20 protein-coding genes are annotated in these 24,330 nt (G+C 72.9%); 13 read left to right on the top strand and 7 right to left on the bottom strand.

Annotated features, from left to right (window positions below; translation table 11 throughout):
* The first annotated feature begins 68 nt into the window (after positions 1-68).
* Positions 69-1,148, top strand: coding sequence for an exo-alpha-sialidase (locus tag ABZ444_RS41295; RefSeq protein ID WP_358009329.1), 1,080 nt, complete (start codon positions 69-71; stop codon positions 1,146-1,148).
* A gap of 3 nt (positions 1,149-1,151) precedes the next feature.
* Positions 1,152-1,472 carry a hypothetical protein gene (locus tag ABZ444_RS41290; protein ID WP_357975558.1) on the top strand — a complete coding sequence of 107 codons (321 nt, stop codon included), beginning with the start codon at positions 1,152-1,154 and terminating at the stop codon, positions 1,470-1,472.
* A gap of 4 nt (positions 1,473-1,476) precedes the next feature.
* Here ABZ444_RS41290 and thyX read toward each other — a convergent pair whose 3' ends face one another.
* The 4 genes from thyX to ABZ444_RS41270 form a co-directional block, all read right to left on the bottom strand.
* Positions 1,477-2,259, bottom strand: coding sequence for an FAD-dependent thymidylate synthase (thyX, locus tag ABZ444_RS41285; RefSeq protein WP_358009327.1), 783 nt, complete (start codon positions 2,257-2,259; stop codon positions 1,477-1,479).
* A 134-nt stretch (positions 2,260-2,393) separates the two neighbouring features.
* The gene (locus ABZ444_RS41280; protein ID WP_358009325.1) at positions 2,394-5,033 is read right to left on the bottom strand and encodes a M4 family metallopeptidase; all 2,640 of its coding nucleotides are present in this window, start codon (positions 5,031-5,033) and stop codon (positions 2,394-2,396) included.
* A 170-nt stretch (positions 5,034-5,203) separates the two neighbouring features.
* Positions 5,204-6,349, bottom strand: coding sequence for an amidohydrolase family protein (locus tag ABZ444_RS41275; RefSeq protein ID WP_358009323.1), 1,146 nt, complete (start codon positions 6,347-6,349; stop codon positions 5,204-5,206).
* 91 nt (positions 6,350-6,440) lie between these two features.
* Positions 6,441-8,567 carry an anthranilate synthase component I gene (locus tag ABZ444_RS41270; protein WP_357975549.1) on the bottom strand — a complete coding sequence of 709 codons (2,127 nt, stop codon included), beginning with the start codon at positions 8,565-8,567 and terminating at the stop codon, positions 6,441-6,443.
* Positions 8,568-8,806: 239 nt separating this feature from the next.
* Between ABZ444_RS41270 and ABZ444_RS41265 the strand changes: the two genes are divergently transcribed.
* Together ABZ444_RS41265 and ABZ444_RS41260 are read left to right on the top strand one after the other, a co-directional pair.
* Positions 8,807-10,246: a glycosyltransferase family 39 protein gene (locus tag ABZ444_RS41265; protein ID WP_358009321.1), complete on the top strand. Its 1,440-nt coding sequence runs from the start codon at positions 8,807-8,809 to the stop codon at positions 10,244-10,246.
* Positions 10,247-10,384: 138 nt separating this feature from the next.
* Positions 10,385-13,891, top strand: coding sequence for a S8 family serine peptidase (locus tag ABZ444_RS41260; protein WP_358009319.1), 3,507 nt, complete (start codon positions 10,385-10,387; stop codon positions 13,889-13,891).
* 125 nt (positions 13,892-14,016) lie between these two features.
* Here the strand turns inward: ABZ444_RS41260 and ABZ444_RS41255 are convergent, their stop codons facing one another.
* Entirely contained in the window at positions 14,017-14,802 is a 786-nt protein-coding gene (locus ABZ444_RS41255) for an SGNH/GDSL hydrolase family protein (protein WP_358009317.1), read from the bottom strand.
* Positions 14,803-14,891: 89 nt separating this feature from the next.
* On the opposite strand from ABZ444_RS41255, the gene ABZ444_RS41250 reads away from it, so the two are divergent.
* Entirely contained in the window at positions 14,892-16,493 is a 1,602-nt protein-coding gene (locus ABZ444_RS41250) for a CocE/NonD family hydrolase (protein ID WP_358009315.1), read from the top strand.
* The gene (locus ABZ444_RS41245) at positions 16,475-17,419 is read left to right on the top strand and encodes a WYL domain-containing protein (RefSeq protein ID WP_358009313.1); all 945 of its coding nucleotides are present in this window, start codon (positions 16,475-16,477) and stop codon (positions 17,417-17,419) included. Before ABZ444_RS41250 ends, ABZ444_RS41245 begins: the two co-directional genes overlap by 19 nt.
* Before the next feature lie 25 nt (positions 17,420-17,444).
* On the opposite strand, the gene ABZ444_RS41240 is transcribed toward ABZ444_RS41245, so the two are convergent.
* A complete protein-coding gene (locus ABZ444_RS41240) occupies positions 17,445-18,335 on the bottom strand; it encodes an SDR family oxidoreductase (RefSeq protein WP_358009311.1) in 891 nt (296 codons plus the stop codon).
* A gap of 78 nt (positions 18,336-18,413) precedes the next feature.
* On the opposite strand from ABZ444_RS41240, the gene ABZ444_RS41235 reads away from it, so the two are divergent.
* The 4 genes from ABZ444_RS41235 (at position 18,414) to mctP (ending at position 21,625) form a co-directional block, all read left to right on the top strand.
* The gene (locus ABZ444_RS41235; RefSeq protein WP_358009309.1) at positions 18,414-18,962 is read left to right on the top strand and encodes a VOC family protein; all 549 of its coding nucleotides are present in this window, start codon (positions 18,414-18,416) and stop codon (positions 18,960-18,962) included.
* On the top strand, positions 18,962-19,591 hold the full coding sequence (locus ABZ444_RS41230) for a carboxymuconolactone decarboxylase family protein (protein WP_358009307.1): 630 nt from the start codon (positions 18,962-18,964) through the stop codon (positions 19,589-19,591). The genes ABZ444_RS41235 and ABZ444_RS41230 overlap by 1 nt, the downstream gene beginning before the upstream one ends.
* Positions 19,592-19,820: 229 nt before the next feature.
* Positions 19,821-20,033: a DUF3311 domain-containing protein gene (locus tag ABZ444_RS41225; protein WP_352329975.1), complete on the top strand. Its 213-nt coding sequence runs from the start codon at positions 19,821-19,823 to the stop codon at positions 20,031-20,033.
* Positions 20,030-21,625, top strand: coding sequence for a monocarboxylate uptake permease MctP (gene mctP / locus ABZ444_RS41220; RefSeq protein WP_357975522.1), 1,596 nt, complete (start codon positions 20,030-20,032; stop codon positions 21,623-21,625). Before ABZ444_RS41225 ends, mctP begins: the two co-directional genes overlap by 4 nt.
* Before the next feature lie 3 nt (positions 21,626-21,628).
* On the opposite strand, the gene ABZ444_RS41215 is transcribed toward mctP, so the two are convergent.
* Positions 21,629-21,973: a DUF6285 domain-containing protein gene (locus tag ABZ444_RS41215; RefSeq protein ID WP_358009305.1), complete on the bottom strand. Its 345-nt coding sequence runs from the start codon at positions 21,971-21,973 to the stop codon at positions 21,629-21,631.
* 341 nt (positions 21,974-22,314) lie between these two features.
* On the opposite strand from ABZ444_RS41215, the gene ABZ444_RS41210 reads away from it, so the two are divergent.
* The 3 genes from ABZ444_RS41210 to ABZ444_RS41200 all read left to right on the top strand — a co-directional run bounded on the left by ABZ444_RS41210 (position 22,315) and on the right by ABZ444_RS41200 (position 24,325).
* A complete protein-coding gene (locus ABZ444_RS41210) occupies positions 22,315-22,500 on the top strand; it encodes a hypothetical protein (RefSeq protein ID WP_358009303.1) in 186 nt (61 codons plus the stop codon).
* 167 nt (positions 22,501-22,667) lie between these two features.
* The gene (locus ABZ444_RS41205; protein ID WP_358009301.1) at positions 22,668-23,531 is read left to right on the top strand and encodes a hypothetical protein; all 864 of its coding nucleotides are present in this window, start codon (positions 22,668-22,670) and stop codon (positions 23,529-23,531) included.
* Positions 23,532-23,533: 2 nt separating this feature from the next.
* Complete coding sequence (locus tag ABZ444_RS41200) at positions 23,534-24,325, top strand: hypothetical protein (RefSeq protein ID WP_358009299.1); 792 nt, start codon at positions 23,534-23,536, stop codon at positions 24,323-24,325.
* The last annotated feature ends 5 nt before the right edge of the window (positions 24,326-24,330 follow it).

Genomic DNA, 24,330 nt, shown 5'->3' with positions numbered 1-24,330 from the left:
CTCCCAGTCCTCGGCACCGCCGCCGCCCGCGTGGCACGATGGCGGGAAGCGAACATGGGAGCGATGCTATGAGTGACGCAGTCCTCGCGATCGGCACCCGCAAGGGCCTGTTCCTCGCCCGTTCGGCGGGCGGCGGCCCGTTCGAGATCGAGCCGATCCGGTTCTCCACGGTCGCGGTGCCCTCGGTGGCCATCGACACCCGGGGAGGCACACCCCGCTTGCTGTCCGGCATCGAGTACGGCCATTTCGGTCCGTCCGTGATGTACTCCGATGATCTCGGCGAGTCCTGGGGCGAGGCTCCCCAACCGCCCATCGCCTTCCCCGACAAGACCGACGCGACGCTGGCCCGGGTGTGGCAGCTCACGCCCTCGCCGTCGGAGCCGGGCGTGGTGTGGGCCGGCGTGGAGCCGGCCGCGCTGTTCCGCTCGGAGGACAACGGCGTCACCTACCGGCTGGTCGAGGGCCTGTGGGACCATCCCCACCGGCCGCGGTGGCAGCCGGGCGGCGGCGGGCTGTGCCTGCACACGATCGTCCCCCATCCCACCGACCCCGAGGTCATGGGCATCGCGGTCTCGGCGGCCGGCTTCTACCGCACCCGCGACGGCGGCATGTCGTGGGAGGCCGCCAACCAGGGCATCCGGGCGCCGTTCCTGCCCGAAGGGCAGCAGTATCCCGAGTTCGGGCAGTGCGTGCACAAGGTCTGCCTCGACCCCGCCCACCCCGACCGGCTCTACCTGCAGCACCACTTCGGCGTCTACCGCAGCGACGACTTCGGCGGCAGCTGGCACGACATCGGCTCCGCGCTGCCCTCCGACTTCGGCTTCCCCATCGTGGTCCACCCCACCCGCCCCGACACGATCTTCGTGCTGCCGCTGACGGCCGACGTCGACCGCACCCCGGTCGGCCACCGCTACCGGGTCTGCCGCAGCCAGGACGCCGGCGCCACGTGGCAGGAGCTGGGCGAGGGCCTGCCCGAGGGGCCCGTGCACGCCACCGTGCTGCGCGACGCGATGACCGCCTCCCCCGCGGGGCTGTTCTTCGGCACCCGCGACGGCGAGGTCTACTGCTCGCGCGACGACGGCGAGAGCTGGTCGCAGGTCGCCCGTCACCTGCCCGACGTGCTGAGCGTGCGCGCGGCGGTGCTCTGACCGATGGCCAGGTCATTCACCAAGCCCGTGACGATGGTCGTGTTCGTGCTGCCCAGCTCGCTGCGGCGGTGGGTGAGCGGGCGCACCGAGGTCAAGGTGTTCGCGGTCGGCGCCGACCGCGACTCCCCGCCCACGCTCGGCTCGGCGCTCGACATGCTGCGGCGCACCCATCCGCTGCTGGAGGAGCGGCTGCGCGACGACTACGGCCGCATCCGCCGGCACATCAGCATGATCGTGTGCGGGGAGAACGCCCGCGGGCTCGGCGACCTGGACTGCGCCCTGCCGCCGGGCGCCGAGGTCTACGTGCTGCCCGCGCTCGCCTGACGCCTCAGACCTTGCGCCAGCCCGGCACCCAGGCCCCGTCCTCGACGACGTAGTCGCCGAACAGGGCGGGCGCCTCCTTGCGCATCAGCTCGCCGATGCGCTGGAACAGCAGGCGGATCTCCTCCTCCGCGCCGACGGCGGTGCGGGCCTCGATCGTGTGCCGCAGCGTGCGCACGTTGGCCGTCCAGACCAGGCCGGTGGCCAGGCCCTCGGGGGCGAAGCGGCGCATAAACGACGTGCGGTGCTTCTTCTCCGAGAACGGCACGCCCTCCTCGTCGAGGCCGAAGTGCCCGGCCATCCAGAGCTGGAACTGCTCCAGCTGCTCCAGCACGGACGTGGCCCGCTTCATCAGCTCGGGGTCCTGCTGGGCCCACTCGGGGAACCAGAACGGCAGCTCGTCGAGCCGGACGAAGCGCAGCGACTCCTGGGAGATGGCCACGCCGGGCCGGTGGCGCACCAGCTCGTGCGTCAGGACGCGGCTGACGTTGTGCAGCACGAAGCTGAAGCTGATGTGTTCGAGGACCGAGCCGTGCGCGCTGGCCAGGATGTTGCGCAGGTAGTCGTCCTGGTTCTCCCTGATGCGCACCACGTTGGGGTTGAGGCCCGGCTCGAAGGAGCGGTAGCAGAGGCGGCCGGCGAACTCGGCGAGGTTCTGGGCGTCGAGGTCGCCGCGGTCGAGCCGCTCCAGCCAGCTCTCGCCGCCGACCTCGCCCAGGTAACGGGCGAGCTCGTCGTAGTCAAGCTCAGGACGGGCGACGATGAAGACCTCGGGTTCGACACTGCGCATAAGGGAGCCCCCCGCTCGGGTTCTGTGGTTTGTGACGGGCTCAAGCAAACCAGCTCGCGGGGCTGCGCGCGACTCGGCGCCCGCCGTCCCCCTCCGGAGGGTACGGCGGGCGCCGAGCGGACGCCCTTGGCAGGTCAGCAGCGGTGCGCGGGCCTGTCGCGGGTCACCAGGTCGGTGTCGCCGGCGGTCCCGTCCACCCACAGGACGCGGCCCGCCGCGCCGGCGGCGAACAACGCCTGCTCCCCGCGGTTGCAGGAGTAGCGCTCAAGGGCCCCGCCGGTGACCGGAACCTGGTAGATCTTGGTCAGGTTCGCGTTCTCCAGCGTGGTCCCGTCCGGCTGCACGCCGACCGTCACCCGCGACTCGCTCGCGTCGAGCCAGGTGGCGTACGGCGCCTGCGGCCCGTCCGGCACGACCGGCGTCTGGCCGGTGCCGTCCAGCGCGGCCCGCATGACGCCCATCCGGCCGTCGCGGTCGGCGTCGTAGAGCCAGACGACGTGCCCGGCGGTCAGCGCCGGTTGGATCGACATCGACGGGATCGCGCCGGCCGGCGGCACCTCGGGCAGCACGACCTCCTTGCCGGTCGCCAGGTCGTGCACGACGGGCGTGCTGTGACCGGCGCCGGAGACGAAGCTCACCCGGACGTAGACGAGCCGGCCGCCGGTGACCGAGGGCATGTACCCGGCCACGCCCTTGTCGGCGGTCAGGTTGACCGGGGCGGCGTTCCCGCGCTTGAGCCACAGCTCGACCTCGCCGGTCGCGGGGTCCTCGCCGGACCAGGCCACGGCGTCGCCCGAGACGGCGACGGCGTAGACGTAGCCGGTGGTCTCGTGCAGCACGGCGGACGGCGCCGAGGCGTCGAGCGGCCGGGAGCGGACCTGGAAGCGGCCCGCCTCGGGGTCGAGGGAGACCCACACCGCGCGCCTGCCGTCGGTGGCGGGCGTCCAGTCCCAGCGGCCGTCGTCGGACACGGTGGTCGCGGGGCCGCCGCTCACGCGTCCGGTCCGGATGACGGTGGGACCGTTCGCGTCGGGGGTGCTGTCGGTGACCGCGTACCGGTCACCGGCCAGGGCGGGCGGGTCGATGGCGTCGGTGAGGCCGTCCAGGACGACACGGCTGTCGGTGCGGATCAGCCGCTCCCAGCCGGGCCTGATGCCGTGCCGCTCGAAGGCCAGCGTGATCGCCAGCCGGTCGCGTAGGGACAGCCGGGCGGCGCGGGCGGCCGACTCGACGGCGCGGCGGCCGTCGGCGAAGTCGTCGAGCGGGGTCATGTACTCCGTCAGCGCCTTGTAGACGACCTTGTCGAAGCCGGCGCCGATCTTCTCCCTGACGTCCCACAGGGCGCCGGAGAAGATCGTGGAGTTGAGGTGCACGCCGCCGGAGTCGAGGGCGGCGGTGACGCCGAGGTAGTCCTTGGCGGCGTTGCGGTCGTCGTCGAGGTCGCGGGTGGCGCACTGGGCGGGCGGCAGGCTCTTGCACAGGTCCTCGCCGAGCAGGCTGGCGTCGGGGTCGCTCATCGGGATGCCGAGCGCGCCGGTCTGGACGGCGTTGCCGAAGTAGTCGGCCAGGCCCTCGTTCATCGCGCCCGACTGACCCTGGTAGACCAGGTCGGCGCTGTGGGTGATGACGCCGTGGGTCATCTCGTGGCCGACGACGTCGAGGCTGGCGGCGAAGGAGTGCAGGTCGGCGCCGCCGCCGCCGTAGACCATCTTGGTGCCGTCCCAGAAGGCGTTCTCGAACGGGCTGCCGTAGTAGGTGACGTTGACGACCGAGTACATCGTGCCGCCCTTGCCGTCGAGCCCGTCGCGGCCGAGCCCCTTGTAGTACTCGTAGACCTTGCCCGCGCCCCACTGGGCGTCCACGGCGCCGCTCTCGGTGTGCTCGGGGCCGAAGGCGGGCGTGGGCGACTTGGCGAGCTCGGTGCCCGCCGGCACGCCGGGGTCGAGGAACTGCTGCACGTCGGCGCCGGCGGCGTCGTAGGTGAGGATCTCGCCGGTGGTGCCGTTCCACATCGGGCGGGCGCGGTCGCGCAGCTCGTACGCGCCGTCGGCCCGCTGGTAGACGTTGAGCGGGACGGTCTTGCCGTGCGCGGTCTGCCCGCTGCCGGTCGCCGGGCCCTCCATGCGCAGCCGGTCCAGGGCGAACAGCGGCCGGCCGGAGTGGGCGTCCACGTAGGCGTCCAGCAGGACGGGCCGCTTCCTGACCGCGTCGGCGCCGGCCAGGGTGACGTGCCAGGCCAGCACGCCGTTGCCGCGCGGCAGCACGACGAGCTCACCGGGCGTGGCCTTGACCGTGGCGCGGATCTGGTCGTCCCGGACGAGCCGGGCGCGGGCCAGCCGGGCCGCCAGCGCGGGGGTGACCGTGGGCGTGGTGTTCACGTCGAGCTCGGTGAGGAAGCGGCCACCGGCGCCGGTCACCTCGCGGCCTGCGCCGTCCTTGCGGAAGCGCACCAGGTACTGGGCGCCGAAGACGGGCAGGTTCCGGTAGCGCTGGGCGAACCTGACGGTCTCGTCCTGGCCGTTCACGACCGTGCGCAACGGCACCAGGTCGGCGGGGTCGAGGTGGTAGCGCGGGTCGGCCAGGTGGGCCTTGGCCGCGGCGACGGGGTCCGCCGCGGCGGCGGGCTCGGCCAGCCCGCTCACCTCGGCGGGGGCCCGGGTGCCGGCCCGGGACTCCACCTGCGGCTGCGGCGGGTCGTCGGCCGCCGCGACACCGGGAACGGCCAGCGCGAGTGACAGGGCTGCGGCCGTGAGGACGAAGGGACGCCAGGACACGACACCTCCAGGTGTGGCGTAGGGGTTCTGGCGTCCACGATCATCACAGCAATATTGACAAATAGACAAATCACAATTTGATTACCGGAAATGTAAATTTCCGATTAGTGAAGGAAATGTCGTGAATTAATGGCGTGCGGGCGTCACGCGGCGCCGGCGGTGTGCGGGCGTCAGAGGCGGTACACCCGGCGGGCGTTGCCCGAGCCGATCATGTGGGCGATCCTGGCGGCGTCGGCCGGGCTCCACTCCCCCGCCTCCAGCCTGGCCAGCAGGGCCGCGCCCAACGCCTGGCGGTGGTACAGGGCGCCGAGGTAGCCGGTCTCGGCCACGCCCCGGCAGCCGGAGCTGAACAACTGCTTGTGGAACGGCGCCAGCTCCAGCAACTCGTCCATGACGCGGGCCGAGGCGGCGGCGGTGTGCGGCAGGGCCGGGCCGACGTCGACGTAGACGTGCGGGTAGACGCCCGCCAGGTAGGCGGCGGTGCGGTGGTAGGGGTAGCAGTGGAGCAGGATGACCGGCACGCCGAGGGGCTGCAGCGCGTCCATGAGGGCGCTGAGCCTGGCCGGGTCCGTACGGTGCAGGTCGGGGCCGCGCCCGCCGAACCCGGCCTGGAGCTGCACCGCCAGCCCCCGCTCGCGGGCCACGTCGATCGCGCTCCACAGCAGGTGGCGCAGCAGCACCGGGTCGGTCAGCGGCCGCTTGGGGTCGGCCAGGCGGCGGTTAGCGGCGGCGATGACCGAGCCGGTGCTCGGCCTGGCCGGGTCGAAATCGAGCCCGCAGCGGCCCGCGATGACCGTCTTGAGCCCGACCGCCCTGGCGGCCCTGGCCGACAGCTCGTCGGCCAGGCCGTCGAGGTAGTCGACGGCGATCTGCGCCGACTCGGCGACGTCCTGCTCGATCTGCTCGATCCGGACGATCTCGTCGGCGGCGGCTCTGCCGTGGCGGCCCATCTCGGCCGCCGACAGCAGGTCGATGTCCTCGTCCCCGGTGTCCACCAGGAACGCCACCACCCCCGCCCCGGCCAGCAGGAGCCGGTTGACCTCGACGGCGCCCAGCTCGGCCCGCCGGGCGAGGTAGACGGCCGGCGGCGCGTGCGGCTCCAGGCCGAGCAGCGGGGCGCACCAGCGGCGCAGGCTCATGCCGAACGGCGAGTCGAAATGCGTGGTGCCGGGCGGGGCCGGCGCGCCGCCGGCGTTGATCAGCGGCTCGAACTGGGCCCGGGTCAGGTCGTCCCGGCGAACCCCGTGACAGTGGTGGTCGACGAGCGGGGCGAGCAGCGCGTCACGCACCGTGTCGGGCAGGGCTACGGGGAGCATGCGGAGACTCTAGGGGAGCTCCGCACGCCCCCGCGGACGTTTTGCCCTACGACAGGAACACCCTGCCCCTTCCCAGACGAACCGGCCTGGGTCAGCGCCGGGTGAGGCGCAGCACGTTCGCGATGATCTTCGCGCCCGCGCCGCCCTCCTGGGTGAGGATCGACTCGGGGTGGAACTGCACGGCGAAGCGCCGCCGCTCGACGTCCTCGATGGCCATGACGTTGCCGTCGGGCGTGAGCGCGGTCGGGGTGAAGCCGACCACGCCGGACCGCTTGGCGTGCAGCGAGTGGTAGCGGGCCGCGGTGAACTCCTCGGGCAGCCCCTCCAGCAGCGCGCTGTCGCCGAGGCGGCCGACCTGGCCGCGCTTGCCGTGCTCGGGGTAGCCGAGCAGCTCCAGCGAGCCGCCGGCGTGCTCGACCATGGCCTGCAGGCCCAGGCACACGCCGAAGACGGGCAGGTCGCGGGCGTAGATCTCGTCGATGAGCGCCGCCATGCCGAAGTCGGACGGCCAGCCGGGGCCGGGCGAGAGCACGACCAGGTCGGGCGCGACGTCGTCGATGGTGTGGGCCGGGAAGCCGTGGCGCAGCGTCACCACGTCGGCCCCCTCCTGGCGGAAGTAGTCGGCCAGCGTGTTGACGAAGGAGTCCTCGTGGTCGACGAGCAGCACCTTCATGCCGGCCCCCGGCTGCTCCCTGACCACGGCGGGCGGGACGGCGTCGGGCTGGTTGACCGCGGCCAGGGCGCCGAGCAGGGCGCTGGCCTTGAGCTCGGTCTCGCGCTCCTCGGCCTCGGGGTCGGAGTCGAACAGCAGGGTCGCCCCGGCCCGGACGGTGGCCACGCCGTTCTTGATCTGGGCGGTGCGCAGGGTCAGGCCGGTGTTCATGGAGCCGTCGAAGCCGATGAAGCCGATCGCGCCGCCGTACCAGCGGCGGGTGGTGGCCTCGTGGTCCTCGATGAACTGCATGGCCCACGTCTTGGGGGCGCCGGTGACGGTGACGGCCCACATGTGGGTGAGGAAGGCGTCGAGGGCGTCGAACTCGGGACGCAGGCGGCCCTCGATGTGGTCGACGGTGTGGATCAGGCGCGAGTAGAGCTCGATCTGGCGGCGGCCGATGACCTTGACCGTGCCGGGGACGCAGATGCGCGACTTGTCGTTGCGGTCGACGTCGGTGCACATGGTCAGCTCCGACTCCTCCTTGACGCTGCTCAGGAGGGTGCGGATGGCCTCGGCGTCCTCGACCGGGTTGCTGCCGCGGGCGATGGTGCCGGAGATGGGGCAGGTCTCGACGCGGTCGCCGTTGACCCGGACGTACATCTCGGGCGAGGCGCCCACGAGGTGCTCGCCGTCGCCGAGGCTGATGATGAACTCGTACGGCGCCGGGTTGCTGTTGCGCAGGCCGCGGTAGAAGGCCGACGGGTCGGTGCAGACGGCGTGGAAGACCTGGCCGGGCACGACCTCGAACAGGTCGCCGCGCTTGAACCGCTCCTTGGCGGCGGCCACGACCTTGGCGTACTCGCCGCGCACGGGGTCCTTCGGCAGCTCGCCGGGGACGACCTGCGGGACGGAGGAGCCGGTGCGCTCCAGGCCGCGGGTGGTGGCGCCGTCGACGGTGAACTCGTAGCGGTACTCGACGCTGGTCTCGCGCTGGCGGTCGATGACGACGATCCGGTCGGGCAGGTGGAGCACCAGGTCACGCTGGTCGTCGGGACGGGCCAGCTCCTGCCGGATGGGCTCGAACTGGAAGGCCAGGTCGTAGCCGAAGGAGCCGTAGAGGCCGAGGTGGGGGTCGTCGCCCGCGAAGGCGGCGATGACCTCGCGGATCGCGGTGAACACGGTGGGCCGGCGGCTGCGCATCTCCTCCGGCAGCAGGTCCTCCGACTCCGGGACGTGCACCTCGACGCGGTCGGGCGTCGGCTCGCTGACCGGCTTGCCCGCGGCGAGCAGGCAGGAGGCCACGGCGGGCAGCACGACCCTGCCGCGCTCGTTGAGCGCGGTCGCCGAGATGACCCGCCCCTTGGCGACCAGCTCCAGGCAGGGGTCGACGTAGCCGAAGGCCCATCGGCTGTAGCGGCCCGGGTAGTCCATGCCCGACGAGAAGGCGCCGCCGCGCCGCTCGCCGAGCGCGGTCACGATCTCTTCGAGCGCCTCTTCCGACACGTCGCGTGCCTCGCGCTCGACGCCGACGCCCCCGGCGGTGGTATATCCGCTGCTCTCCACTTGCTGCCCCTTACCACGTCACATCATGAGGCCCCGGGGGCGGACACGAGAAAGGCCGCCATCCGGGGCGGCCGTCCTTTGAGAGGAATGCGAAAACGCGCCGCCTAGGAGCGGCGCCACCACTGGATCTGAGGGCGATTTCGCATGCCTCCCAGGTTAACCGCCGGACCAAGATCGCGCAACGCGACACCCGCTCCGGCAGTGACAAACGGCGGGGAAAGGATCTAGCCTCGACGTCCATGGAACGGCCCTGGGCGTGGCGTCCGGTGACGGTGACCGCGGTCCTGACCGCCGGCGTGGCCCTCGCACTGAGCCCCTGGTACGGCTACCACCGCGACGAGCTGTACTTCCGGGTCCTGGCCGGCCACCCGGCCTGGGGATACGTCGACCAGCCGCCGCTGACGCCGATGCTGGGCAAGGCGGCGCTCGGGCTGTTCGGCGACACGGTGACGGCGCTGCGGGTCTTCCCCGCGCTGGCCGCGGCGGCCGTGGTCGTGCTGGTGGCACTGGTGGCGCGGGAGCTGGGCGGCGACCGGCTCGCCCAGACGATGGCCGCCGTGGGCGCGGCGACCGGGGCGTACACGCTGATCGCGGCGCACACGCTGCTGACGGTCAGCTTCGACCTGCCGCTGTGGACGGCGGCGATCCTGTTCGCGCTCAGGGCGCTGCTGCGCGGGCAGCCGCGCTGGTGGCTCGCGGCGGGCGCGGTGATCGGGCTGGCCACCTACAACAAGCACCTCATCGCGCTGCTGGTGCTGGGCCTGGCGGCGGGCCTGCTGATCGCCGGGCCGCGGCGGGCGCTGGGCAGCCCGTGGTTGTGGGGCGGCGCGCTGGTGGCCGCCGTGCTGGCCGTGCCGAACCTGATCTACCAGGCCACGCACGGCTGGCCGCAGCTGACGATGGCCGCCGCGCTCAGCGCGGACAAGGGCGCCGAGATGCGGGCGATGTTCGTGCCGATGCAGCTCACGCTGTTCGGGCCGGTGGTGTCGGTGGTCGCGGTGCTGGGGTTCGTCCGGTTGTGGCGTGATCGGCGGGTGCGGGCGCTGGCGGTGGCCTATCCGGTGACGGCGGTGCTGACGCTGGTCAGCGGCGGCCGCTTCGACTACACCGCCGGGTTGATCGTGGCGCTGTTCGCGGCCGGGTGCGTGAGCGTGTCGCGGGCGCGGGCCGGGCGGGTGCGCGCGGCGTGGGCGTTCCTCGCGGTCAACGCGGTGGCCTGCGCGGTGCTCGCGCTGCCGCTCGTACCGGTCGGCGCGCTGGCCGGCACGCCGGTGCCGGCGATCAACGAGGTGGCCCGCGAGTCGGTCGGCTGGCCGCGCTTCGCCGCCGCCGTCGGCGGCGTGCTGCGGGCGCTGCCGCCGGACGAGCGGGCCCGCGCGGTGGTCGTGACGGGCAACTACGGCGAGTACGGCGCCCTCGACCGGGCGGGCCTGACCCGCGTGTACTCCGGCCACAACCAGCTCTGGGAGTACGGCCCGCCGCCGGACGACGCGACCGTGGCGATCCTGGTGAACGCGGGCGGCCGGGCCCGCGCGCTGTTCGGCTCCTGCGAGGAGAAGGCCCGCGTGGACAACGGCGTGGACGTCGGGAACGAGGAGCAGGGCATGCCGGTGTGGCTCTGCCGGGATCCCGTGCGGCCGTGGTCCGCCACCTGGCCGATGTGGCGACATTTCAGCTGACCACATTACATTTCGGGATTTATCCGAGCTTGTTAGGATCAGCGCTCTTGCTTTCCCGACAGGATCTCTTCACCCTTCTCGACAGAGGCGGAAAGATCACCTCTTCCTCACCGTCGTGAACGTCGTGAAGGAGAGCACGTGCGCAACACCCTCACCTGGCGTGCGATCCTGACCGGGATCGTCACCGCCGCCGCCCTGGCCGTTCCCCAGGCCCCGGCGCACGCGGCGCCCGATCCCGGCAAGATCTCCCAGACCGTCCGGGCCGAGCTGGACAAGGACGGCAAGGCCACCTTCTGGGTCCGGATGAAGGGCACCGCCGACCTCGGCGCCGCCCGCCGGGCCGCCACCAAACGGGCCAGGACGCAGCTGGTCTACCAGGCCAAGACCGAGCGGGCCAGGACCTCGCAGGCCGGGCTGGTCAAGCTGCTGGACGCCCAGCATGCCGACTACACCTCGTACTGGATCGTCGACGCCGTACGGGTGACCGCGGACGCCAAGCTGGCGTCGGCGATCAGCGAGCTGCCCGAGGTGGACCGGATCGACCCGGTCACCGTCGTGGCGCTGCCCAAGCCCGTGACCGGCCGGGCCGAGCCCAGGGCCGGCGCGGTCGAGTGGAACGTCGACCGGATCGGCGCCCCGCGGGTGTGGAGCGAGCTGGGCGACCGGGGCGAGGGCATCGTGGTCGCCTCGATCGACTCCGGCGTCCAGTACGACCACCCGGACCTGGCCGCGAGCTACCGGGGCAGGAACCCCGACGGCTCCTACACCCACGACTACAACTGGTTCGACCCGGCGCGCATCTGCCCGTCGGCGGCGCCGTGCGACAACAACGGCCACGGCACGCACGTCATGGGCACGATGGCGGGCGCGAACGGCATCGGCGTGGCGCCCGGCGTGCGCTGGATCGCCGCCAAGGGCTGCGAGGTCAACACCTGCACGGACGCCTCGCTGCTGGCCGCCGGCCAGTGGGTGCTGGCCCCGACCGACCTGAACGGCCGCAACCCGCGTCCCGACCTCGCGCCGGACATCGTCAACAACTCCTGGGGCGGCAACGGGTTCGACCCCTGGTACGTCGAGACCGTCCAGGCGTGGGTGGCCGCCGGCATCTTCCCCGCCTTCGCCAACGGCAACGAGGGCCCGGCCTGCCGCACCAGCGGCTCGCCCGGTCAGTACGCGATCAGCTACAGCGCGGGCGGCTTCGACGTCAACAACGTGCTGTACAGCAGGTCGAGCAAGGGCGAGGGCCAGGACGGCGAGATCAAGCCGAACATCGCGGCCCCCGCGGTGAACGTGCGCTCCTCGGTCCCGGACGACGACTACGACTCCTACACCGGCACCTCGATGGCCTCGCCGCACGTGGCCGCCACGGTGGCGCTGATCTGGTCGGCCGCGCCCCGGCTGCAGGGCGACGTGGCCGCGACCCGGCCGCTGCTGGACCGCACGGCGATCGACGTGGCCGACACGAGCTGCGGCGGCACCGCGGCCGACAACAACGTCTGGGGCGAGGGCCGCCTGGACGCCTACGCCGCCGTCCAGGCCGCGCCGGACGAGGGGCTGGGCGAGCTGCGCGGCACGGTCACGGCGGCGGGCGAGCCGGTGCCGGGCGTGACGGTCAAGCTGACCGGGCCGCTGGCCCGCGCGGTCGTCACCGGCCAGGACGGCACGTACACGATCCCGCGCCTGCTGCCCGGCGAGTACGCGCTGACGGCGGAGAAGTTCGGCTACGACCGCGGGAGCGCCACCGCCACCGTGACCGCCGAGCAGGTCACGACCGGCGACGTGACGCTCACCCGGCAACCGGCCGGCACGCTGTCGGGCACGGTCAGCACGGCCGGCGTGCCCGAGCCGGGCGCGACCGTGGCCGCCGGCGGCACGCCGGTGAGCGCGGTCACCGACGCCTCCGGCCGGTACACGATGACGCTGCCGCGCGGGACGTACACGCTGACGGTCACCCCGGTCTCGCGCTGCTCCAGCGGCGCGAGCGCGCAGGTCTCCATAGACGGGGACGACGGGAGCACCGTCAGGGACGTCGAGCTGCCGCTGCGCGGCGACGGCTTCGGCTACACCTGCCGGGCGGCGGCGCAGCCGTACGTCGCCGGGACCGAGAAGCTGGCGCTGACCGGCGACGACGAGGCCGTGCAGGTGACGCTGCCGTTCGCGGTCCCGTTCTACGGCACGGGGCAGGCCAGGGCGTGGATCAGCACGAACGGGTTCGTCACCTTCGCCGCCGACCGGGTCACCACGGGCAGCAACAGCCGCCTGCCGGGCACGGGCACGCCGAACAACGCGGTCTACCCGTACTGGGACGACCTGAAGGTGGACGCCGAGTCCGGCGTCTACACCGGCGTGGTGGGCACGGCCCCGCACCGCCAGTACGTCGTGGAGTGGCGCAACGTCACCTTCTACAGCGAGACCGGCGAGCGGGTGTCGTTCGCGGCGCTGCTGGGCGAGGACGGCTCGGTCTCCTTCCGGTACAAGGACGTCGAGAGCGAGCGCGACCAGGGCTCCAGCGCCACGGTCGGCATCGAGAACGCGGCGGGCACGGACGCGCTGCTGTACTCCTACGAGGAGGCCGCGCTGGCCACCGGCCGCGGCGTGACGTTCACCGCGAGCCGGCACGGCCTGGTGACCGGCGTGGTCACCGACGCCAACGACGGCGAGCCGCTGGCCGGGGCGTCGGTGAAGCTGGGCGACGCGGCGTCGTTCACGACCGGCGCGGACGGGTCGTTCTTCGGGCAGGTCCCGGCGGGCGACCACGACGTGGTGGTGGCCAAGGAGAACTACGGCACCTTCACCAAGCCGGTCACGGTCACGCCCGGCACGCTGACCAGGATCGACACCGCCCTGGTCACCGGCCGGGTGAGCGCCTCGGCCGCCGAGCTGACCGCGGTGCTGCCCGCCGGGGCGACCAGGACGCGCACGCTGGAGCTGACGAACCTGGGCTCCCCCACCGCCTACACGGTGACCGGTGACGTCGACTGGGCGTCGGTCACGCCGCAGGCGGGCGAGCTGGCCAAGGGCCAGAAGGTGACGCTGCGGGTGACGCTCTCCGGTGCCGGGGTGACGCCCGGCGGGATGCGTACCGGCAAGCTGGTCGTCAAGTCGGCCAGCGGGCGGCAGCCGGCCATCGAGATCAAGGTGACCGTGGTGGTGCCCAAGTTCCAGGTGGCCGTCGACGCCGGCGGGACGAAGGCGCTGACCGACGCCGACGGCGACGCCTGGGCGCCCGACCGCCGCTGGACCCAGGGCGGGTACGGCTACGTGGCGACCTCGACGAAGACGGCGAGCACGTCCAGGACCATCGCGGGCACCGCCGACCAGGCGCTGTTCCGGACGGCCAGGGAGGGCATGCTGGAGTACCGGTTCGACGGCGTGCCCGCCGGGACGTACACGGTGGAGCTGGACTTCGCCGAGGTGAAGAGCACGCAGATGGGCAAGCGGGTCTTCGACGTGCTCGTCGAGGGCCAGCTCGCGATCCCGGCGCTGGACCTGGCGCTGGAGGCGGGCACGTACACGGCGGTGGCCAGGCAGTACACGGTGAAGGTGACCGACGGTCAGCTCAACGTGCGCTTCGCCGCCCGGCAGGGGGCCACGCTGGTCAACGGCGTGCGCGTCTCCGAGCGCCCGGACAAGGCGCTGCCCTGACCGCCCGGGGTCCCGCCGTCCCTGGTGCGGCGGGACCCCGGGCCAAGCGGCCGGATCGGTGGCCGGGTCGGCGGCGGGTTCGGCGGCGGGTTCGGCGGCGGGGTCGGAGCCAGGGCGGGCGGGGGTCAGCGGCCGGCGGTCGGCAGCGGGGCGAGGTCGGGGCGCTTGGGCGCGACCCCGTCGCCCGAGGAGCGCCGGTTGATGCGCCTGCCGATCCACGGGCCGAGGTAGGTCCTGGCCCAGCGCAGGTCCTCGCGGCGGGCGGCCGTCCAGACCGGCGGCCGCCTGACCGGGTACGCCTCCCGCCAGTCCGCGTCCACCGGCACGCCGAGCACCTCGGCGGCCCGCAGCGCCACCCGGCGGTGGCCGTCGGGGCTGAGGTGCAGGCGGTCGGCGTTCCAGGCGCGCGGGTCGCGCAGGACCGGCATCGGCCACAGGTCCACCAGCAGCGCGTCGTAGCGGCGGGCGATGTCGTGGATGTGCAGGTTGTAGACCTCGATCTTGGAGTGGGCCAGCCGCATCACCGGCACGTGCCGCAGGTCGAAGCCGGTGAACATGAGCACCCGGCTGCCCGCCTCGGTGAGCGTCCTGACGCCCTCCTCCAGCCGCCCGGCCACGGACGCCGGTCCGCTGCCCGGCCGCAGGATGTCGTTGCCCCCGGCGCACAGCGAGACCAGGTCGGCGCCGAGCGCGACCGCCTGCGGCACCTGCTCCGACACGATCTGGTCGATCAGCCGGCCGCGGACGGCCAGGTTGGCGTACCGCAGTCCGGGCTCCCCGGCCAGCAGGCGGTCGGCCTCGATGTGCTCGGCCAGCCGGTCGGCCCAGCCGCGGAACCCGTGGTCGGCCGGGTCCTCAAGTCCTTCGGTGAAACTGTCCCCTAGGGCGACATATGAAGTGATTCGTCCCATGACCGGATAGTTTGCCAAGGACTTTTCTCCCTACGCGACCGTAACCCCCGGCTACCACCCGTCCCGCCACATCTGTTACTGGTTAGGACATGAGACGCGTGCGGCTGCGGCGGGACATTCCCGTCCCGATGCCCGACGGTGTGACGCTGCTGGCCGACCACTACGCCCCGGCTCATGGGCGGCCGGCCCCGGCGGTGCTGATCCGTTCGCCGTACGGCCGGCGCGGCCTGTTCGGCTGGATGTACGGCCGCGGCTTCGCCAGGAACGGCTTCCACGTGCTGATCCAGAGCTGCCGGGGCGGCTTCGGCTCCGGCGGCAGCCTCGACCCGCTCGGCGACGAGCACGACGACGGCCTGGCCACCATCGCCTGGCTGCGCGAACAGCCCTGGTACGGCGGCTCGTTCGCCATGTTCGGCCCCTCCTACCTCGGCTACGCCCAGTGGGCCGTGGCCGCCGAGGCCGGGCCCGAGCTCAAGGCCATGGCCACGCAGATCACCGCCTCCCAGTTCAGGGACGCCGCGTACGTGGGCGGCGCGTTCGCGCTGGAGTCGACGCTGAGCTGGACCACGCTGACCGACACCATGACGCGCCGCTTCGTCGGCGGGGCCGCGATGCTGACCGCTCCCAGGCTGACCCGCCGGGCCGTGTTGTCGGGGCGGCCGGTGGCCGAGCTGGACGTGGCCTCGGCGGGCCGGCCGCTGCGGTTCTTCCGGGACCTGCTGGCCCACCACGCCGACCCGGCCGTGCCGTACTGGCACAAGCGCGACTTCTCCCTCAAGGTCGGCGAGGTGGAGGCCGCGGTCACCATGCTCGGCGGCTGGTACGACGTCTTCCTGCCCTGGCAGCTCAAGGACTACGCGGCGCTGCGGGCGGCCGGGCGGCGGCCGTACCTGACGATCGGGCCCTGGTACCACGTCGACTCCCGGCACGGGCGGCCCTCGAAGGCCGAGGCGCTGGCCTGGTTCCGCGCCCACCTCATGGACGACCCGTCCGGCCTGCGGGCGGACCCGGTGCGGCTCTACGTCACCGGGGCCGGCGAGTGGCGCGACTACCCCGACTGGCCGGTGCCGGGCGGGCGGGAGCAGCGCTGGCACCTGCGGCCGGGCGGCGGGCTGGACCCGCAGGAGCCGGCGGAGGCCGGGTCCGACCGGTTCCGCTACCACCCCGCCCACCCGACGCCGGCGATCGGCGGGCCCGTGCTGCTGGCCGACTCCAGGCCGCGTGACCAGCGGCGCCTGGAGGCCCGGCGCGACGTGCTGGTCTACAGCTCCGCGGCGCTGGAGGCCGACGTGGAGATGATCGGCCCGGTGCACGCCGACGTCTACGTCCGGTCCAGCACGCCGCACGTGGACGTCGTGGTCCGGGTCTGCGACGTGCACCCCGACGGGCGCTCGCTCAACCTGTGCGAGGGGGTGCGCCGGCTGGGCCCGCACACCACTGGCGAAGGGAACGGCGACGGTGTGCGCCGGGTACGGGTGGAGTTGTGGCCGATCGGCCACCGGTTCCGCCGCGACCACCGGATCCGGGTGCACGTGGCGGCCGGCGCGTACCCGACGATCGCCCGCAACCCGGGCACCGGCGAGCCGGTGGGCGCGCCCGGCGACACGATGGTGCCCGCCGACGTCGAGGTGTTCCACTCCCCCGCCCGCCCCTCGGCCGTGGTGCTGCCGCTGTGCGCGCCGCGCGGCTGATGTCGCTGGTCCTGCTGTTGCAGGCCAGGGGCGGGATGACGGCGGCCGAGCTGGCCAGGGAGCTGGAGGTCTCCGAGCGCACGGTGCACCGCGACGTGCTGGCGCTGTCGGAGGCGGGCGTGCCGGTCTACGCCGACCGCGGGCGCGGCGGCGGTTACCGGCTGCTGGACGGCTACCGCACCCGGCTGACCGGGCTGGACCGGGCCGAGGCCGAGGCTCTGTTCCTGTCGGGGGTGCCCGCGGCGCTGCGTGAGAGGGGGTTGCAGGAGGTGGCCGCGACGGCCAGGCTCAAGGCCGCCGCGGCGTTGTCCCCCTCGCTGCGCGACGCGCCCGCCACGGCCGCGCAGCGTTTCCACCTGGACGCGCCCGGCTGGTACGCCGCCGACGCGCCGCCGCCCCCGGCCCTGCCCCCGCTGGCCAGGGCCGTGTGGAACGACCTGCCGGTCACGGCGGTCTACAAGGAGCGCACGCGGGAGCTGGAGCCGTACGGGCTGGTGCTGAAGGCGGGCGCCTGGTACCTGGTGGCCCGCCTGCGCGAGCGCTTCCTGATCTTCCGGGTGGACCGCATGGGGGACGTCCGCGCGCGCGAGCCGCGTTTCGAGCGGGACGCGGACTTCGACCTGGCCGCGTTCTGGGCCGGGCAGGCGGCCGAGTTCAGCCGTTCCCTGCTCAGGGACGTGATCACATTGCGGCTCACCCCGGCCGGCCGGCGCATGCTGCGCCACGTCGCCGACCCGGCCGCCCTGGACGACGCGCTGGCCTCGCTCCAGCCGGACGGGACCGTGCGACTGGCCGTGGAGTCGGTGCGGGTGGCCTTCACCCAGGTGCTGAGGTTCGGCCCGGAGGCCGAGGTGCTGGCGCCGGAGGAGCTGCGCGCCCAGGTCGCCGAGGCCGCCGCCCGCATGGCCGGGCTCTACCGGCGCTGAGGACGTCCGTCCCCCGCGGCGGGTCTCAGCGGTAGTCCTCCCAGCCGCCGTCGCCGCCCTTCTCCATGACCTCGGCGATGTAGCGCCACACCTGCGGCCGGCTGCCGTCCACGTCGGTGACGCCGTACGCCTCGGCCAGCTCGCCGCTGGTCACCGAGGACCCCGACCACCTGCGCCGGTCGGGGTCCCGGGCGAGGGCGGCCACGCCGCGACCGGCGTAGGCGGGGGTCTCGGAGACCATCCACGCGCTGTCCGCCTTCGCCCCGCGCCAGTTCTCCTCGGTGACGCCGAAACCGTCCAGCATCGCCTCCGAGCGCAGGAATCCGGGCGTGACGGCCACCGCCGTCCCGCCGTACGGGCGCAGCTCGTGGGACCAGGCGAAGGCCAGCCGGTTGACCGACAGCTTGGCCAGGTCGAAGTAGACGTTCTCGCGGTAGCGGGTCCGGTGGAACTCCCAGGTGCCGTCGGTGACCTCCACGACCAGGCCGCCCTCGTGCCGGATCAGCAGCGGCAGCAGGTGGCGGGCGCTGATGAGGTGGGTGTCGACGGCCAGCCTGAGCAGGCGCAGCCCGTCGTCCAGGTCCTGCTCCCAGACGGGGGTCTCCCACTTCCACAGGTGGTCGCCGCCCCACACGTCGTTGACCAGCACGTCCAGCCGGCCCTGCTCCCGCTCGACGCGGGCGGCCAGTTCGGCCACCGCCGCCGGGTCCAGGAAGTCGACGGGGACCGCGATGCCCGTCCCGCCCGCCGCGCTCACCAGCTCGGCGGTCTCCTCGATCGTCTCCGGACGGTTCATCTCCGAACGGCGCTCGCGCGTGCTCCGTCCGGCGCAGTAGACCGTCGCCCCGGCCGCCCCGAGGGCGACCGCCATTCCTCGTCCCGTTCCGCGGGTCGCGCCCGCCACCACAACAATCACGGGCACGATCGTGGCCCGGATACCCGCCACCTCCTGTCATGTTTTCCGCCTGAACGCTGTGATAAGTAGTTGATTACTATGAACAGCGAATTCGAGCTCCGCGGGGTCAACCACATCGCCCTGGTCTGCTCGGACATGAAGCAGACCGTCGACTTCTACTCCGGCGTGCTGGGCATGCCGCTGATCAAGACGATCGAGCTGCCCCTGGGCTGGGGCCAGCACTTCTTCTTCGACTGCGGCGGCGGCAACGCGCTGGCCTTCTTCTGGTTCCCCGACGCGCCCGAGGGCGTGCCGGGGGTCTCGGCGCCGAAGAACCTGCCGGACCGGGGCGAGCTGCTGTCGGCGGTCGGCTCGATGAACCACATCGCCTTCGACGTGCCGCCCGAGCGCATCGAGGAGTACCGCGACCGGCTGGTGGCCAAGGGCATCGACGTGGGCGTGCTGCTCAACCACGACGACAGCGAGTTCGGCGTGGCGGCCGCGATGCACGAGGGCGTCTTCGTCCGGTCCATCTACTTCAAGGACCCCGACGGGATCCTGGTGGAGTTCGCCGCCTGGACGCGGCCGGTCGGGCAGCCGGGCGACGTCCGGCACGAGCCCAAGACGGCCGCCGAAAGGACCGTCTGATGCCGCGCCTGCGCCGGGTGCCGCGCGAGGAGGTGACCGACCCCGTCGTCCGGTTCTTCCACGACCGGTTGCTGTCCCCCGACGGCACGGGGACCGCGACCGGCTCGCCGGGCGACTGGTGGACGGTCTTCGCCCTCGACCCCAAGATCTTCCGCCACTGCGTCAAGGGCTTCCAGATCTACCGGGAGTCACAGCTGGACCCGGTGCTGCGCGAGCTGGGGCAGACCAGGGCGGGCTGGGCACGGCAGAGCCAGTTCGTCTACTCCCAGCACTGCAAGCAGCTCAGGGCGCTCGGCGTGCCCGAGGAGAAGGTGCTGGCGGTGGCGTCCTGGCAGGTCAGCGACCGGTTCGGGGAGCTGGAGCGGGCGGTGCTGGCCTACACCGACGGCCTGGTGCTCGACGGCGGCCGGGTGCACGACGAGGTGTTCGCCGTGCTGCGCGCCCACCTGCCCGACGAGCAGATCCTGGAGCTGACCTACATCGTCTGCCTGTACGAGATGCACGCCACCATGGCGCGGGCGCTGCGGCTGGAGTTCGACGACCGCCCCGACCCGATCACCGAGGTGCCCGCGCCCGAGGGGTACGGGACGCGCGACATCGCCGACGAAGTGACCGTTCGTCGCGAGTAGCCGACCATTCGCCGATCGCCCGGTTCCGCGCGGCGCGGGAGCGACCTAACGTGCCGATGGCGAGGGGTGGCTTTGGTCTCACATATTGAGATTTCATCTCGACATTTAGGCCAAACCGTAATGTTCCGGACATTGGGTTTAATACCCCCGGAAAGCTAATCTCCCTCCATTGACGACATTGTCAGGAGCCGGTCAACACGCCGCTCCTGATCCCCCAATCGGAGGGCCGATGACTACCGGGGAATCCGGGCAGCCGCCGCGTACCGACCGCAGCCCGTGGAACTGGCTGCTGGTCGTGCCGATCGTGCTGCCGCTGCTGACGTTCCTGTTCAACTCCGACGAGCCGCGCCTGCTCGGCTTCCCGCTGTTCTACTGGCTGCAGCTCGCCTTCATCGTGGTCGGCGTCGGCTGCACCACGATCGTCTACAGGATGACCAAATGAGCGGGCACGTGACCGAGCTGGTCGTCTTCGGGCTGCTGTTCATCCTGGTCAGCGGCATGGGCTTCGTGGCGGCCCGCTGGCGGCGGCCCACCGACCTGGCCAGCCTCAACGAGTGGGGCCTCGGCGGCCGCAGCTTCGGCTCCTGGGTCACCTGGTTCCTGGTCGGCGGCGACCTCTACACCGCCTACACGTTCGTGGCCGTGCCCGCGCTGGTGTTCAGCTCCGGCGCGCTCGGCTTCTACGCGCTGCCCTACACCGTGGTGGTCTACCCGCTGGTGTTCCTGGTGCTGGCGCGGATGTGGTCGGTCTCGCACGTGCACGGGTTCGTCACGCCCGCCGACTTCGTCCGGGCCCGGTTCGGGTCGCCGACGCTGGCGCTGCTGATCGCCATCACCGGCCTGGTGGCCACGATGCCGTACATCGCGCTCCAGCTCGTCGGCATCGAGGCCGTGCTGAAGTCGATGGGCATCACCGGGCACCTGCCGATCATCATCGCCTTCGCGATCCTGGCGGCCTACACCTACCAGTCGGGCCTGCGCGCGCCCGCGCTGATCGCCTTCGTCAAGGACGCGCTGATCTACATCGTGATCCTGGCCGCGGTCATCTACATCCCGGCCAAGCTGGGCGGCTGGGGCAACATCTTCGACATGGCGCAGGCCAAGTTCGACAAGACCCCCGCGCCGGGCGACGGCATCCTGCTCAACGGCGCCAACCAACTCCAGTACGTCACGCTGGCCTTCGGCTCGGCCCTGGCGCTGTTCCTCTACCCGCACAGCCTCACCGGCGTGCTGGCCTCCAAGAACCGCAACGTCATCAAGCGCAACATGTCGGCGCTGCCCGCCTACAGCTTCGTGCTCGGCCTGATCGCGCTGCTGGGCTTCATGGCCATCGCGGCCGGCACCAAGCCGGTCGACGGCGACCCGAACACGATCGTGCCGAACCTGTTCGACCAGCTCTTCCCCGACTGGTTCGCCGGCGTGGCGTTCGCGGCCATCGGCATCGGCGCGCTGGTGCCGGCGGCGATCATGTCGATCGCGGCGGCGAACCTGTTCACCCGCAACATCTATCGCGAGTACATCAACAAGCAGGCCACCGACGCCCAGGAGGCCAACGTCTCCAAGGTCGTCTCGCTGGTGGTCAAGGTGGGCGCGGTGCTGTGCATCCTGCTGCTCGACCCGCAGTTCTCGATCGACCTGCAGCTCATCGGCGGCGTGATCATCCTGCAGACGCTGCCGTCGGTGGCGCTCGGCCTGTACACGCGCTGGTTCCACAAGGGCGGCCTGATGGCCGGCTGGGCCGCGGGCCTGGCGGCGGGCATGTGGATGCTCTACCTCATCCCCAACCCGGCCAAGGGCAAGGAGCACTTCGGCGGCTCGGCCTTCAGCCTGTCGAACCTGGGCCTGGACACCAAGATGACCGTCTACGCGGGCTTCCTCGCGCTGATCGTCAACCTGGTCGTGGCCGCGGTCGCCACGCTGATCTTCCGGGCGGCCAAGGTGGCCGACGGCGCGGACGCCACCCGGCGCGGCGACTACTTCGCCGACGAGGGTGACCCGGACGTCAAGGACCTGGACCTGGCCGGCTCCCACTGACGTTCACGGCCGCTGGAGGTAGCCGGGATCGGCCACCTCCAGCTTGGCCCGGACGGCCTGGACCAGGGCGGCGGTGAGCGCGTCGTCGCCGTCGAAGCGGCCCGCGCGGACGGCGGCGGCCAGCTCGGCGTCGTCGGCCACGCCCAGCGCCGCCAGCCGCGCGGCGTGCTCGGCGGCCTGGTCCCCTCCCAGCTCGATCTCCCGCTCCACCATGGCGAGCACGTTGATCGCCACCCGCGTGTGGAAGCGCACCCGCCCCTCGACCGCGGGCAGCACGTCGTCCCGCAGGAACCCGCGGACGGCCGCGACGAGCTGCGCGGCGGTGGGCACGTCATGGGGCTGCGCCATCGGCGGCACTCCCGTCACCTCGGCTCCGGAGCCGTACGCCAACGCACGGCCAGTCGTGAGCCCAGGCATAAGGATCACCGCCCTTCCTGTCAAGGCCCCGGCCCGCGGATGACCTTTCTCCACCCCCGGGACGACAGACCTCCGCCCGCGATCGGCGTGTCTCTACCGGACCGCCCATACCGGCGCTGGCGGGCCCCCGCGCGACGATGGCACGCTTCCCGAGCGGCCCGGCCCTCCGGGGTCACGCGGACGGCCCGGACGGCTGGGAAAGTCGCCCGGCGCAGCTCCCGGCCCCCGGCTCACCGGGCCGCTCAGCCGCAGTCAACCCGAGGGAGCGCAGCATGAACGACGACGTACGCGTCAAGGCCTGCCGCATCAACGACCACGTGGAGCTCATCCACGACTCCTCCCCGGACGTGGTCCTGGAGATCCCGCGCCGCGACTGGCAGCGCTTCCTGGAGGCGGTCAGGTCGGGGGCGTTCGAGCTGGAGGTCCTGCCCCGCAAGGCCGAGGAGAACGCGGCCTGACCCCGTCCCCTCCAAAGGGCCCGGCAGCCGCGGATGTCCCGCGGCCGCCGGGCCCTTTCCCGTGCCGCGGCGGGTCTGCGCGGCACGGGCGACCGCGGGCGGCACGATGGGGAGCCGGTTCTGTCGGTCGGCACGCGTACGGTCGTTCCAACCGGACGGTGGGTGATATGTCGGTGACCGAGGAGCAGGCCGCGGTGCTCGCCCTGACCAGGGCCACCGCCGGGCCGTGGCACCACACCGCGCGGGTCGTGGAGGCCCGGGGCAGCGCGCTGCGGCTGGCCCGCGGCGACCTAGGCGGGCTCGGCGAGCACGACAGGGCGCACGCCGCGCGGGTCGTCGCGCGGCTGCGGCCGGGCGACCTCGACCGGGCCGCGGCGCTCATCGCCTCCTGCCCCGCCGCGCTGGTGACCGTGCTCGACGACGACTATCCGGGCAACCTGGCCTACGCCTACAACCTCCAGCCGTTCCTGTGGGTGCGCGGGCGGCTGGGGGCCGGCGACCACCGGTCGGTGGCGGTCACCGGCGACGCCCCCGGCGCCTGCGCAGCGGCCCGCGGCCTGGCCGCGGCCGGTCTGACCGTCGTGTGCGACGGGCCGCGCGCCGCCGGTGCGGCGGTGGCGGCCGGCGGCCGCGCGATCGTGGTCGGCCCGCACGACGGTCGGCCGCTCGCCGTAGGGCCCGAGGCCCTTGTGGCCGGCCCGGACGGCGGGCGGCCGCTCGCCGTAGGGCCGGGGGCTGTCGTGGCGGTGTCGCCGTTCTGGCCGGGCACGGCGGCCACGGCCCGGACGCGGGCGGTGACCGGGCTCGTGACCAGCGGTCTGGCCGCCGCGCTCTACGCCACCGGCGCCCGCGACGGCGAGCGGGCGGCGATGGCGCTGTCCCAGGGCAAGCACGTCTTCGCCGCGCCCGGCCTGCCCTGGACGCCCCGGCTGGCCTACCGGGGAGGAGTCACTGTCGTAGCGGGCATTGACGAGCTGGCGCGCCAGGCGGTCAATCTTGTAGATGTGACCCGGCTGACGACCGTCTTCTGACCATGGGCGACGCCCGCGCGGTGACCGAGGCGTACCTGCAGATCTTCCGCAACGTCCCGGCCGCCGGCCCCGGCGTCTGCCGGATCTGCCACACCGGCGCCGGTGGGCCGTCCGGGCTCTGCGCCACCTGCGGGGTCACCACCCAGGGCCTGTACCGCCACACCGAGCACGTCGTGCCCGTCTCGCTGTGCGTGCGCGACGGCGACGGCGCCCAGCTGCACGCGATCGTGACCCGCCGCAGGGACCCGCCGGGCAGCGTGCGGCGGGTGCCCTTCCTGGCCGCCACCGTGGCCCGTTTCCACCGGGCCCACTCCGCCTGCCTGACCCGGGTGGCCGGCGGCCCCTTCACGATGGTCACCACGCTGCCCAGCACCCGGCTCGACCGCCCCATCGAGGTCTTCCACCCGATGCCGCGGATCGTCGACATGGTCGGCGACCTGCGGGGGCTCCACCGTCCCGTGCTGATGGCCGGGTCGGCGCAGGCGGCCGAGAACCTCGCGCGGCGGCGTTCGGACGAGCGCGCCTTCCAGGTGCTGGGCCGCGTCGACGGCGCGCGGGTGCTGCTGGTGGACGACCTGTTCGTCTCCGGCGCGCACGTCCAGAGCGCAGCCTCGGCGCTCTACCTGGCCGGGGCGCGGGCGGTGGTCGCGCTGGTGATCGCGCGGCTGGTCTTCCCGCGCGCCGGCGGCGACACCGCCCGCCTGTGGGAGCGGGCCTGCGCCGAGCGGTTCGACTTCGAGCGTTGCTGCTGTGCGGGCGCGCCGACCGTTGACCGCGCAACGGATTTCGGTTGAGATCA

It is taken from the genome of Nonomuraea sp. NPDC005730 (assembly GCF_040630865.1).
Taxonomy (GTDB): Bacteria; Actinomycetota; Actinomycetes; order Streptosporangiales; family Streptosporangiaceae; genus Nonomuraea.
This window is presented reverse-complemented; position numbering and strand designations above follow the sequence as displayed.